11 protein-coding genes and 1 tRNA gene are annotated in these 13,964 nt (G+C 33.9%); 9 read left to right on the forward strand and 3 right to left on the reverse strand.

Annotation, left to right across the window (positions count from 1 at the left end):
- Window positions 1–62: 62 nt before the first annotated feature.
- Together BD847_RS18230 and BD847_RS20875 are read left to right on the forward strand one after the other, a co-directional pair.
- Complete coding sequence (locus BD847_RS18230) at window positions 63–2,303, forward strand: multicopper oxidase family protein (protein WP_115889706.1); 2,241 nt, start codon at window positions 63–65, stop codon at window positions 2,301–2,303.
- A 604-nt stretch (window positions 2,304–2,907) separates the two neighbouring features.
- A complete protein-coding gene (locus BD847_RS20875; RefSeq protein WP_167443887.1) occupies window positions 2,908–3,063 on the forward strand; it encodes a hypothetical protein in 156 nt (51 codons plus the stop codon).
- A 138-nt stretch (window positions 3,064–3,201) separates the two neighbouring features.
- On the opposite strand, the gene BD847_RS18235 is transcribed toward BD847_RS20875, so the two are convergent.
- Complete coding sequence (locus tag BD847_RS18235) at window positions 3,202–6,597, reverse strand: polysaccharide deacetylase family protein (protein ID WP_115889707.1); 3,396 nt, start codon at window positions 6,595–6,597, stop codon at window positions 3,202–3,204.
- A gap of 266 nt (window positions 6,598–6,863) precedes the next feature.
- Window positions 6,864–7,316: a DUF4442 domain-containing protein gene (locus tag BD847_RS18240; RefSeq protein WP_115889708.1), complete on the reverse strand. Its 453-nt coding sequence runs from the start codon at window positions 7,314–7,316 to the stop codon at window positions 6,864–6,866.
- Window positions 7,317–7,546: 230 nt separating this feature from the next.
- Between BD847_RS18240 and BD847_RS18245 the strand changes: the two genes are divergently transcribed.
- The 5 genes from BD847_RS18245 to BD847_RS18265 all read left to right on the forward strand — a co-directional run bounded on the left by BD847_RS18245 (window position 7,547) and on the right by BD847_RS18265 (window position 11,916).
- Window positions 7,547–8,026 (forward strand): DUF4870 domain-containing protein, encoded by a 480-nt coding sequence (locus tag BD847_RS18245; RefSeq protein WP_115889709.1) that lies wholly within the window; start codon window positions 7,547–7,549, stop codon window positions 8,024–8,026.
- Window positions 8,027–8,176: 150 nt separating this feature from the next.
- Window positions 8,177–8,509 carry a PadR family transcriptional regulator gene (locus BD847_RS18250; RefSeq protein ID WP_017498072.1) on the forward strand — a complete coding sequence of 111 codons (333 nt, stop codon included), beginning with the start codon at window positions 8,177–8,179 and terminating at the stop codon, window positions 8,507–8,509.
- A 3-nt stretch (window positions 8,510–8,512) separates the two neighbouring features.
- Complete coding sequence (locus BD847_RS18255) at window positions 8,513–10,258, forward strand: PspC domain-containing protein (protein ID WP_115889710.1); 1,746 nt, start codon at window positions 8,513–8,515, stop codon at window positions 10,256–10,258.
- A gap of 3 nt (window positions 10,259–10,261) precedes the next feature.
- On the forward strand, window positions 10,262–10,996 hold the full coding sequence (locus tag BD847_RS18260; RefSeq protein WP_115889711.1) for a head GIN domain-containing protein: 735 nt from the start codon (window positions 10,262–10,264) through the stop codon (window positions 10,994–10,996).
- Between the two features lie 86 nt (window positions 10,997–11,082).
- A complete protein-coding gene (locus BD847_RS18265) occupies window positions 11,083–11,916 on the forward strand; it encodes a GIN domain-containing protein (protein ID WP_244201635.1) in 834 nt (277 codons plus the stop codon).
- A 160-nt stretch (window positions 11,917–12,076) separates the two neighbouring features.
- On the opposite strand, the gene trxB is transcribed toward BD847_RS18265, so the two are convergent.
- Window positions 12,077–13,024: a thioredoxin-disulfide reductase gene (gene trxB / locus BD847_RS18270; RefSeq protein WP_115889712.1), complete on the reverse strand. Its 948-nt coding sequence runs from the start codon at window positions 13,022–13,024 to the stop codon at window positions 12,077–12,079.
- A gap of 178 nt (window positions 13,025–13,202) precedes the next feature.
- On the opposite strand from trxB, the gene BD847_RS18275 reads away from it, so the two are divergent.
- Window positions 13,203–13,277: transfer RNA gene (locus tag BD847_RS18275), tRNA-Pro, on the forward strand.
- A gap of 227 nt (window positions 13,278–13,504) precedes the next feature.
- A complete protein-coding gene (locus tag BD847_RS18280; RefSeq protein ID WP_115889713.1) occupies window positions 13,505–13,909 on the forward strand; it encodes a septal ring lytic transglycosylase RlpA family protein in 405 nt (134 codons plus the stop codon).
- Window positions 13,910–13,964: the final 55 nt, after the last annotated feature.

Genomic DNA, 13,964 nt, shown 5'->3' on the forward strand with positions numbered 1-13,964 from the left:
CTCTATGTGTTAAAAATAAATTGTGTTCAATGTAGACCAACGATTTAAAATTATAATTTATCATGAAAATCAAATACATCTTTATATTTTTCTTAATCGCTTTTCAAATGAAGGCACAGAAAGTAGTGCGTTACGATTTGCATGTTCGCGATACGATTGTCAATTTTTCGGGCAAAGAAAAACGTGCGATTGCGGTAAACGGACAAATTCCGATGCCGACTCTGACTTTTACCGAAGGTGATATTGCCGAAATTTATGTGCATAACGAATTAAAAAAAGAAACCACTTCGATGCACTGGCACGGATTATTTCTACCAAATAAAGAAGACGGAGTTCCCTATTTAACGCAAATGCCAATTGAGCCTGGAACAACTCACAAATATACTTTTCCAATTATTCAGAATGGAACGTATTGGTATCACAGTCATTCTGGTTTGCAGGAACAAATTGGTTTGTACGGACTTTTCATCATCAATAAGAAAAAAGACGATTCAACTATTCGAAAAGGAATTGATGATTTACCGACAATTCCAGTTATTTTAAGTGAATGGTCAGATCTGAAACCAGAGAATATTCAGCGAATGCTTCATAATGCCAATGATTGGTTTGCAATTAAAAAAGGAACAACGCAAAGTTATGCCGAAGCAATCAAACAAGGACATTTTTCGACCAAAGTAACCAACGAATGGAAACGAATGAATGCGATGGATGTCAGCGATGTTTATTATGAAAAGTTTTTAATCAACGGAAAAAACGAACAACAGTTTTCAGATCTTAAACCAGGCTCAAAAGTCCGATTGCGAATTGCCAACGGAGGCGCTTCCAGTTATTTCTGGCTGACTTACGGCGGAGGAAAAATCACAGTTGTAGCCAGCGATGGAAATGATGTTGAACCTGTAGAAGTAGATCGCTTGATTATTGCGGTTTCTGAAACTTATGATGTTGTGGTTACCATTCCGGAAGACCATAAATCTTTTGCTTTTTTGGCTACAGCCGAAGACCGAACGGGATCTGCATCTTTATTTTTAGGAAATGGAGAAAAACAGCCTGTTCATCATCTTTCGAAATTAAAATATTTTGAAGGTATGAAAATGATGAACGATATGATGAAAATGAACGGCGACATGAATGACATGGGTATGAATATGTCTTTGAATAAAATGGACATGAATGCCGTAATGTATCCTGAAATTTCAGGTGAAGATGAAAATTCTAAACCTGCAATGGATCATTCGAATCATAATATGGAAGAGATGAAAATGGAAAACGATAGCACCGAAACATCCGAAATTGTGACTTTGAATTACGGAATGTTGAAATCTCCATTCAAAACCAACCTTCCAAAAGATGCTCCAGTAAAAGAATTGCGTTTTACTTTATCTGGAAATATGAATCGCTACGTTTGGAGTTTGGACAATAAAGTGGTTTCTGAAACCGATAAAATTTTAATTAAAAAAGGAGAAAATGTTCGTATCGTTTTATACAATGGTTCGATGATGCGACATCCAATGCATTTGCATGGGCACGATTTTAGAATTCTGAATGAACATGGCGATTATTCTCCACTAAAAAATGTGATTGACATTATGCCAATGGAAACCGATACCATCGAGTTTCAGGCAAATGCTGATGGTGACTGGTTTTTTCACTGTCATATTTTATATCACATGATGGCTGGAATGGGAAGAATTTTTAGTTATGAAAATTCAGCTCCAAATCCGTTGATTCATCATCCTGAAATGGCTTTTAAAATGTTGAAAATGGATGATCGCATGTTTCATTTTATGGCTGAAAATGATTTTGCAACCAACGGAAATGACGGTGAAGCGATGTTTAGCAACACGCGTTGGAGCATTGGAACGGAATGGAGATTGGGTTACAATGACAAACACGGTTATGAAACGGAAACTCACATTGGCCGTTACATTGGCAAAAATCAAATGCTGATGCCTTTTATTGGTTTTGACTGGCGCTACCGAAAGATGGGAATGGACGAACAGGAACAGAATCTTTTTGGTCAAAAAAATACCAAAGACAACCGTTCCGTTTTTAGCGCGGGTCTTGAATACACTTTACCAATGCTCATAAAAGCACAAGTTGAGGTTTATACGGATGGAAATGTCAGAGTACAATTTGAACGAAAAGATATTCCGCTTTCGCAAAGACTTCGAATGAATTTAATGTGGAATACTGATAAAGAATATATGGCTGGTTTAAAATATATTGTGGCGAGAAATTTCGGAATTACGACACATTATGACAGCGATATGGGAATTGGTTTTGGAGTTAATTTGAATTATTAAAGAAGTGTAGTCCCTATGGGACATTGGAATGTTCCTTTCTTTTTCTACCGATATTATACTCCTAGCGGAGTGTCTGAAAAGGTATCTCATAGAGATAAAATATCGGTAGAAAAAATAAACCGCATTTAAATTTGTCCCTTAGGGACTGTACGAATTGCAAGCAATCACTTGAAATGATATAGGTGAATGCGTTTATCGAATTTATAATAAAAAGTAAAAACTAAAGAAGTGTAGTCCCTATGGGACATTGGAATGTTCCTTTCTTTTCTACCGATATTATACTCCTAGCGGAGTGTCTGAAAAGGTATCTCGTAGAGATAAAATATCGGTAGAAAAAAATAAACCGCATTTAAATTTGTCCCTTAGGGACTTCACGAATTACAAGGAATCGCTTGAAGTGATATAGGTGAATGCGTTTATCGAATTTATATTAAAAAGTAAAAATAAATGGGTTGTTGATAAAATACAATATGGATCTATTACTTAATTTTCAATCACATATTATTATCAAAACATTAACTAAATTGTAAGAATCAACCTTAAGAAATGTTACTATATTTGATTCACCAATTACAATTCTCTAACAAAAATAAATTAAATCAAAATGACAAAAGTAGTTACAATCCTTACTGTTGCTTTATTTACAATTGGCGTAAATGCGCAAGATACTACACCTAAAAAAGAAAAAGCAAAAAAAGAATCTTGCTGTAAAAAAACAACAGAGAAAAAAGATAAAAAATCTTGTTGCGTTAAAAAATAATTGAAATACTAATTTCAAGAAAAGGACCTCAAATTATTGAGGTCTTTTTTTTGCCACGAATTCCACGAATTTTCACAAATTTTAAATGCAGGAATAAAAAAATAATTCGTGAAAATTCGTGGAATTCGTGGCAAAAACCTATTTCACGGTGGCAACATTTCCAGTTCGTGTTAAAACTCCCCAACTTTGGCTTTCGCCTTTTATGGCTCTTCTTAACGCTCTAAATAAAATCACATACATTAATTGTCGGTACACAAATCGTTGTGGAATTAGCCATATCAATTTCGTTAGTTTTTCTTTTTCGAAAATAAAAGCGACAACACTAACCAGCATGTCTACCAACATAAAAGCAATGTAATAAATCAATATTTTATGAAGACTGTCTGGGTCATTGTGATTCCAGATTAAACTTATAATTAGAACCAAATCGGCTAAAGGCGCAAAAATTGGCAAAACAATTTGAAAGAGAAGAATATTTGGAAGCGCCACCATTCCTAAACCTTTATATCTCGGATTAAAACAGGCATCTCTGTTTTTCCAAAATGCCTGCATAATTCCGTAACTCCAACGGAAACGCTGTTTCATAAATTCTTTTAAACTTTCCGGAGCTTCTGTAATTGCTACGGCTTCAATACAGTTTATAATATGATAATCATTTCTTAAGATGCGAATCGTTAAATCACAATCTTCTGCGAGCGTGTCTGTTGTAAAACCTCCAGCTTTTTGAATTGCTTCTTTTTTAAATGCACCAATTGCTCCGGGAACCACTGTAATTCCGTTGATTAAATCAAAAGCTCTTCGATCAAAATTCTGCGCTGTTGTATATTCAATACTTTGCCATTTGGTCAACATTGTATTTTCGTTTCCTACTTTTACATTTCCTGCAATGGCTCCTACTTCTGCATTATCTTTTAATTGAATTCTAAAACCTTTCATTAACTGCGAAATAGCATCTGTTTTAAGTTGTGTATCGGCATCAATACAAACTACATATTCATTTTCTGTTAATTTAATTCCATAATTCAAGGCTGATGCTTTTCCTCCATTTGGTTTGGTATTGATTTTCACTTTCGGATTATCCGCGAAAGCGTCATTAATCATAGCAAAAGTTTTATCTTTCGATCCATCATCAACAAACACGATATCAAAATCCGGATAATCCTGACCCAGTAAATTTTCGATTGTTTTTACAGCGTTTATTTCCTCATTATAAGCTGGGACAATAATGCTCACTTTCGGAAAAATTCCTCCTGAAGATTTATAAACCAGCGGATATTTATGGTCTTTCCATTTTTTTATAAAAGCCATTATTGCCATCAACGCAATTCTTAGAAAACCTAAAAAGATTGCAACCCAAAAAGTGGCTGTAATAAAATGCCCAAACCAATATCCAAAATCAAAAATAAAATTATCCAATGAAATAAATGGTCCTTTAGCTTCGGGCATAATTTCATCTTTGGTTTTACCAAGCAAATGAGCAACGGTTGTAAACTGAATATGTCTGTCTTTAAAATATTTAATAATTCGAGGTAAAGCTTTAACTGTAGACTCTCTGTTTCCACCTGCATCGTGAAGCAAAATAATTCCTTTATCAGGATTTGCCTCATATTGTTTTATGGTTCTAATGTATACCGAATCGGCGCTTACGCCTTTTTCCCAATCATTCGGGTCGATACTTTCTCCAACTGTATAATAGTTTTGCGCTTTGCTTAAGGCAATTGGTTTCAGTTCAGCTTCCGTTGTTGGTTCGGCATCTGCATTGTAAGGCGCTCTAAAAAGAACTGTGCTTTTTCCGGTAACGGCTTCGATTAATAATCGGGTTGTTTCCATTTCTTTTGCAGCTCGATCGGGACTTACCAAAGCAATATTTGGATGCGTAAAAGTATGATTGCCTATTTCATGGCCTTCTTTGTAAATTCGTTGCAACAACGGAATATTATCTTCGGCCTGAATACCAATAACAAAAAATACCGCCGGCACTTTTTCTTTTTTTAAAATATCTAAAATCTGCGGAGTATAAGTAGGATCTGGGCCATCATCAAAAGTTAAAATGACTTGTTTGTTTACATTTCCAAATTTGCTGATAACGTATTTTGTAGGTAATTCAACATATTTCTGTTCCGTAATAATATCTTCATCTTTATCGATTTCTAAATCAATTTTTCCTGGCGCTGGATCAGCAATAACATTTAAAATTTCTCCATCGCCAATATAAGCCGGACTTTCAATTCGCGTATTGACACGTTTCATTACATTAAAATCAAAAGGCTTTTTATTGATACTTTCACTTGTTAAGCTTCGATGATAAAAACTCCACAAACGCTGATCTTCACTACCTAAACGCCATAAAGCGGTTCCGGCCAAACCATATTCGTCGCTAAATCGTATTGTATTAAAATTTGTCGCCGCATCTTCAAAATCTACTTCATGCTTTTTTCCGTTGCTATCAGTATATTTAAAAGAGTTATTATAGGTATTATTATCAAATTTTATGGTTGCATTATGCTGTTTTGCAATGGCAATTGCCTGGTCGTAGGTTATGGTTTCGCCTTCTTGTTTTTCCTGCCAATCGTAACCATAACCGGCAAAACAAAGAATAATTTTATCTGATGGAACTTCTTTTGCGGTTTTATCGACGATTCTTTCGATCCATTTTTGACCGCTGATTTCTCCCGGAATACTGCTGGCATAATGTTCATCATAAGCCATCAAGAATATATAATCATTGTATTTGGCCAATGCTTTTATATTAAAATCATCGTCTCCGGCCATAATATCCTGCGAAACCAGATATCCAAGCGGATGTAATTTTTCGTATAGTGCTTTCTGAAAAGCAATTATCGGCTCGTCGCTATTTTCTTTAAATTCCTCAAAATCAATATTTATTCCTTGTAAATCATATTTTTTTAATGTTTTTGCAATATCATTTATAAGCCTTTCTCTTTTGTTTGGATCATGAAGAATGCGGTGAATAAGATCGCCATCAAATTCGCCTTCGCCAAGAGATTCATTTATATTATTGATTAAAGGAAGGATTTTTACTTTTCCCTTTTTCATTACTTTTAGGGCTGCAGTATCAATTTCTGTACGGAGCAAATCGGTTTTTGGATCAATAAAAAACCATTCTGGAACTACCATATTGAGTTTGTCAATATTTTTCTGCAGAGAAAATAAACTTTGCGGATCCCAATCAACATAAAAAGCCGCACGAACTTCTGATGTCGTTTTGTGAATTACCGGCTGATTTTTTAATTTTTCAATTTTAGTTTTTGCTCTTAAGAAGTAATCAAATCCTTTGAACTTTTTAAGTTCTTTATCAGTCAATTGTTTGGGCGTAACTGGATTATCTAAAATCCGTCCTGCTTTACTGCTATTGGCTAAAAGTGGTAACTCTGGCTTTAGTCCTCTTTTTAACGTGATGTAAAAAACTGGAATCATTAAAATGAGTACAAATACAATTAATCGGCTAGACCATTGAAAAGTTTTCCAGCGTTTTTGAGTGGTGGTCTGAAATACTTGTTTTTTATCATCCATAAATTCTTACTTTTTTTTAGACAAATGTAAATACAAACTAAATTTCAAGTAAAACTATTACTATTAAATTAAGACAAAATGAATGTTTCTCTTACCTTCCAAATAATAATTGTTGAATAAAATTACGAAAGAAAAGTGCATAAAAAAGCAACAGTAAAAAACAAAATACCTGACAAACAAATATTTACAAACAAATCACTCAAAAAGAGGCAAAAAAAAATGACCAGTTTTGTACTGGTCATTTATATATAATAAAATGGAATAATTTATTTCAATCGAACGCTCCACTCAAAATCCATTTCAGAAACCTGAACACCTTCTTCATTTGTTCCAATTGATTTCATCCAGAATGTTTGTCCCTCGCCTGTTTCTATTGTTCTTTGAATAGCTTCAGCAATTAAATGTCCGTCATTGCAAACAAATGTTATTCTTCCTGTCGCTTTCTTTGTAAAGTTTCCTTTGTTATTGGCAACCAACATTGATATTTTTCGGCCACTTTCCTGAATTTGCGAAATTACCAAAGCTCCGGTTGTCAACTCTGCTGCCATCGCCTGAACAGCAAAATACATAGAATTAAACGGATTCTGATTTATCCAGCGGTGTTTTACACTAACTACACAACTGTCTTTGTCGATAGCTTTTACACGCACACCGCAAATGTATGCTGATGGTAATTTGAACAATACAAATTTATTGAGTTTGGAAACTGAAACTGCCATGTGATATATTTTTTTAGTAAAAATACAAAAAAACTATGCATGCACAATAAATTCATTAAACTTTCAATTGAAGCTAATAAAATCAAGCACTCCAGATGATTTTCAGCAGATTAAAGATCTAATTACAATTTTAACTTTGTTAAAATTATGTTAATATTTGGTACTATGCAAAACAAGATACTGTCTTTTAGACATATATTTGCATAAGAAAATACTATATACTTTTAATCATGGAAACAACAACACCACTCATCATGGAAACATCATCAGAAAGAAACACTGCAACGTTCACGCATTTAAGCACATTGAGTCAATATATTATTCCGTTTGGGAATTATATTTTCCCAATAATCATCTGGTCGAGCTACAAAGACAAATCAGAATTTGTAAATCACCACGGAAAACAGACATTGAATTTTCAATTGAGCTTATTGCTTTACACATTGATTTTAGCCTTAATTGCAATTCCGATTTTCATATCTGTTGTTTTACAGAATATTCCACTGGAAGCTATTATTAATGATGAAGATGTTTACATCAGAAACTTTGATTTTCAGAGTAATATCGGATTGTTAAGTGTAGGCGCAACAGCTGTTTTACTTTTTGGAGTTTTAAAATTTGTTGAATTCTTTTTAGTGATTTATGCTTCAATAAAAGCTTCAAACGGAGAATTATATAAATATCCGCTAACGATTCCTTTTATAAAGTAACACTTCGACTCCGCTCAGTGTGACACAAAAAAAGTTAAAAGTTATACGTTATACGAACTCATTCTAACAGAATAAATTCGAGATCAATCATCAATCATCATCATCAATCAAAAAACGAATTGTTCAATCTAAAAAAAACAAAATGAAATTATGAACATTGAAAACACAAAAGCACAGATGCGCAAAGGTGTTCTTGAGTTTTGCATCTTATCCGTACTAAAAGAAAAAGACGCATATACATCTGAAATATTAGACACTTTAAAAAACGCAAAATTATTAGTTGTTGAGGGCACCGTTTATCCGCTCTTAACCAGACTGAAAAACGATGGTTTACTTAATTATCGCTGGGAAGAATCGACCTCAGGGCCACCGCGAAAATATTATGGATTAACCGAGATAGGACAAACTTTTTTAAACGAACTTAGCGGCACCTGGACAGAATTATCTGACGCTGTAAAACTAATCACCAATCAAAATCAATAAGTCATGAACAAAACAGTAAATATTAACTTAGGCGGTATGTTTTTTCACATCGATGAAGATGCATATTTAAAATTGACACGCTATTTTGACGCTATAAAACGATCACTAAACAATTCGTCTGGACAAGATGAAATCATTAAAGATATCGAAATGCGCGTTTCTGAATTATTAACAGAAAAACAAAAAAGCGAAAAACATGTTGTTGGTTTAAAAGACGTTGATGAAGTGATTGCGGTGATGGGACAACCGGAAGATTACCGAATTGAAGACGAAGAAAGCCAAAATCAATCTTTCAACGAATATGGTGCAAGAAAACACAAAAAATTATACCGTGACAAAGAAAAAGGTATGATTGGTGGTGTGGCAACAGGTTTAGGACATTATTTTGGAATTGATGCTGTATGGATCAAAATTGTATTCTTAATATTTGTTTTCGCAGGTTTTGGAACTGGAATCCTAGCTTACTTCGTACTTTGGATTGTAACTCCTGAAGCGGTAACAACTTCAGAAAAACTGGAAATGACCGGAGAACCTGTTACGATCTCGAACATCGAAAAAAAAGTTCGCGAAGAAATTGATTCATTGTCTGATAAATTCAAAAATGCAGATTATGACAAAATGGGAAACCAGGTAAAGTCGGGAGCTGAGAGAATAAGTAGCTCATTTGGAGACTTTGTAATGACGGTTTTTAAAATCTTCGCTAAGTTTCTGGGTGTAATCCTGATAATGGCCGGAATCTCTACATTGATATTATTATTAATTGGTGTATTCACTTTAGGAACAAATGTGTTTATTGATTTCCCTTGGCAGAATTTTATCGAAGCCGGAAACTTTACTGATTATCCTATCTGGTCTTTTGGATTATTGATGCTTTTTGCAGTGGGAATTCCATTTTTCTTCCTGACATTATTAGGATTTAAATTGTTGTCTCCGAATTTAAAATCAATCGGAAATATTACAAAATACACCTTGTTGGCAATCTGGATTATTGCTGTTGCAATCGCTATCAGCATCGGAATCAAACAAGCAACTGAAATATCTTATGATAACAAAACTGTTGAGAAAAAAACACTTAACATTACACCAAAAGATACTCTTTTTGTAAAATTCAGATACAACGATTATTATGCTAAAGATTTAGATCATCATCATGAATTTACATTTGTACAAGATTCAGCAAACAATAATCTGATTTATTCAAATGATGTTCGCTTACATGTGTTGCGTACTGACAATGTTACTGCATATTTACAAATCGAAAAAAGTGCCAGAGGAAATTCATTTTCAAGCGCAAAACAAAGAGCAGAAAAAATCAATTACAATTTTAAGATTAACGGAAATCATTTAATTTTGGATAATTATTTTCTGACAGATGTAAAAAACAAATTCAGAGGACAAGAAGTTGACGTATATTTATATTTACCGGAAGGTCAATTATTTAAACCAGATTCTTCAGTGCAAGATTACGATGATTCTGAAAATGATTTTTTCAACCTGCACTTTAGCGGCGACTACAACTACAAAGTTGAAGGCTCAAAAATAAAATGCCTTAACTGCCCTGCAGATGAAAATGAATTTAATGATAACGACTACGAAAATGATTATGAAAATGACAACGAATATATTAATGAGAATGACACCGTAAAAGAAGTTTCGATTAAGGTAAACGGAAAAGAAATTTTAAACGGAAAAAAAACCAAAGGAAAGCTAACCACTGATAAAAACGGAGTTATAATTAAAATTAACTAAGCCATGATCAAAATAATCATACATATTACGAAATTTATAATTGCAGCTGTTACCGCATTACTAGTTGCTTCATGCGACTTTAATGTAAAAACAATTGAAGGAAGCGGAAACCTAACAACTGAAAAGAGAATTGTTCAGGGAGATTTTAAAAATGTTTCTGTCAGCAATGCGATCGATCTGGTTATTGAACAATCAGACTCAACTGAGATTACAGTCGAAGCCGATGATAATCTTCAGAAGGAAATTGTTACCAAAGTTGAGAACGGAACACTTATTATTGAATGCAAATTCAATTCTTTCCAAAACATTACAATGAAAAAAGTAACCGTAAAAATGCCGGTTATTGATAAAATATCTGCTTCGAGTGCATCATCCGTTCAGACTAAAAATACTATTGAGGGAGAAAACATAGCTTTAGAAGCTTCAAGCGCAGCATCGATGCAGGTTAATATAGAGGCAGACAATATTTCTTGCGAGTCAGGAAGCGCAAGTTCTATAAATGTTCAAGGAAAAGCATTAAAAGTAAAAACTTCTGTTTCCAGCGGAGGCTCAATAGACGCCACAAGTTTGTTAGCTAATGAAGTTGATGCAGAAGCGTCAAGCGGAGGTACTGTAAGCGTTCATCCGATCGTAAGTCTGAAAGCTCATGCAAGCAGCGGAGGAAACATCAACTACAACAATACTCCTAAAACTATTGAAAAAAACACTAGTTCTGGAGGAAGTATTTCTCAGGGATAAACCTCTTTTAAGTGTTAAATATAAAAGAAATCATTCATCAAAAGTGGATGATTTTTTTATATTTGTCAAAATCAAATCTAAAATTAATGAAAAAAAGTACTGCCCTGTTTCTATTATTGCTAGCTACGACATTAAGCTTTGCCCAAAAAAGAGAAAAGATAAAAGGAACTAAAATCGTAACTACATCTATAAAAGAAGTTGGAAGTTTTGATGGTCTTGAAGTAGATGACAACCTGGAAGTTTATCTGGAACGAGGAGAAAAAAACGAAATCAGAATTGAAGCCGATGATAATCTTCATGATATTATTGGTATGGATTTACGCGACAAAACGCTTCGTTTATATACTTCAAAAGAAAGTACAATATTCAAGAAATTAACTGTGCATGTTATCTACACAAATACTTTTAATAAAGTAATTACTAAAAATGAAGCTAAAGTATATGCTATTCAGGAATTACAATTAGACGATATTACTTTTAATAATTTAGATTTTTCCAGACTGTATTTAAATGTAAATGCTAAAAAATTTGGTTTGATTTCCGATGACAAATCAAGATCTGAAATTAATCTAAAAGCTGATGAAGCTACAATTCAGTTAAGCAAAAATTCTATTTTGAAATCATTAGTCTCGGCCATTAAATTCAACTGTGATTTATATCAAAAGTCAATTGCAGCTATAGAAGGAATTGCTGAAAAAGCAACGATTCGTCTTGATAATAATTCGGTTTTCACCGGAATAAAATTCACTTTGAAAGACGCTAATGTAACTGCAGAAAGTTCTTCCGTCGGAAGTGTCTTGGCAGAAACCACAATTTCAATCGCAGCTGGAGACAAAGCAGAACTTTCATTATATGGAAGCCCAACAATACAACTAGCACGTTTTTCTGAAGAAGCAAAATTGTTTAAGAAGCTGAAATAAAAGTTGCAGTATTCAGTCGCAGTTTTCAGTTACAGTTTTCAGTCTGAAACCTTAATGTTAAAACATAAAAAAGTCCCAATCTTTGAGATTGGGACTTTTTTGTAGTCTTGTTCGCTTTCCAGTGAAAAACTGAAAACTGTCACTGAAAACTGCGACTAACTTACTCTTTAGAAGCCAAATATCTTTCAGCATCCAATGCAGCCATACATCCAGTACCTGCGGCAGTAATTGCCTGACGGTAAACGTGATCTGCAGCATCTCCGGCAACGAAAACACCGTCAACATTAGTTTTAGATGTACCAGGAGTATTTACGATATATCCTGTTTCGTCAAGCGTAATATAATCTTTGAAGATGTCTGTATTTGGTTTGTGACCAATTGCAACGAAGAAACCAGTAGCAGGAATTTCGATAACTTCTCCAGTAGTTTTGTTTAAAGCTTTAATTGCATGAACAACGTTGTTATCGCCTAAAACTTCAACTGTATCATGATTCATAAGAATTTCGATATTTTCAGTTTTGCGAACGCGTTCTTCCATAATTTTTGAAGCTCTGAATTTTTCGCTTCTTACCAACATCGTTACTTTTTTACAAAGTTTAGATAAGTAATGTGCTTCTTCACAAGCAGAATCTCCTGCTCCAACAATTACAACTTCCTGATTTCTGTAGAAAAATCCATCGCAAACAGCGCAGGCAGAAACTCCTCCACCCATATTTAAATAATGTTGTTCTGATGGCAATCCTAAATATTTTGCAGAAGCACCAGTCGAAATAATAACAGTTTCGCAGTGCAATTCGATAGTATCGTTAATCCAAACTTTATGAATATCTCCTGAAAAATCAACTTTCGTTGCCCAACCGTCACGGATATCTGCCCCAAAACGTTTTGCTTGTTCCTGCAACTGAATCATCATTTCCGGCCCAGTAACACCATCAACATAACCAGGAAAATTCTCTACTTCATTAGTAGTCGTCAATTGACCACCTGGCTGCATTCCTTGGTACAAAACTGGATTCATATTTGCTCTGGCAGCATAGATTGCTGCTGTATAACCCGCTGGACCAGAACCGATAATAAGGCATTTAATTTTTTCTATAGTATCTGACATAATGTGTATAGTTTTTTTGTGATGCAAATGTAAACTTTATTATAAAAAATAACGCCGAAAATAAATCCGAAATAACTATCTTAAAATAAGTTTTATTTATTTTCATTTTTTCCTTTTCTAAATGAAATTAATTTATATCTTTGCATCCGCTTTCGGGCACTACAACAAAATACATCTTCGGGGTGTAGCGTAGCCCGGTTATCGCGCCTGCTTTGGGAGCAGGAGGCCGCAGGTTCGAATCCTGCCACCCCGACAAAAGTCTTTTCATTTACTTGAAAAGACTTTTTTTTTGCAATAAACTCAACTTATGCAATCGAACGATTATCTCGTCCCGATTCAGATCACGAAAACAATAGGTTCTACACAAAGTTTTCGGAACGATCATCTCCACAAAAGTCTTTTCTTATTATAAATAAAACTTAATCATTTGGATATTTTTTTAAAATAGGCGTTTTTTGCAAGCCAGTAAAAAATTTTAAAATGAAAAAAATAGCCCTCTATCTTATTTTAATTATTTCCACATTTACTTTTGCACAAGAAAAATCAGTCAATAAAGAACCTAAAGAAGAAACTGAAAAATACACCTTATATAAGATTAACGCACACGCTTCTTATTACAATGATAAATTCAACGGAAAAAGAACAGCAAGTGGCAAAAAATTCAACAACAACAAATTAACCGCTGCGCATAAAAAATTTCCGTTCGGAACGAAACTAAAAATCACCAACGAACGAAACAGTAAATCTGTTATTGTAACAGTAATCGACAGAGGACCTTTTAGTAAAAAAAGAGAAATTGATCTTACCAAAAGAGCTTTTATGAAAATTGCTTCAAATAAAGGAAGCGGTTCAATGAATGTAAAAATTGAGGTTTTAAAAAATTAATAACTTGCATTGGCCTGTAATTACTTTTTTCCGCCGTCTGGTGTTTTTGCAATAA

It is taken from the genome of Flavobacterium cutihirudinis (assembly GCF_003385895.1).
Classification (GTDB): Bacteria; Bacteroidota; Bacteroidia; order Flavobacteriales; family Flavobacteriaceae; genus Flavobacterium; species Flavobacterium cutihirudinis.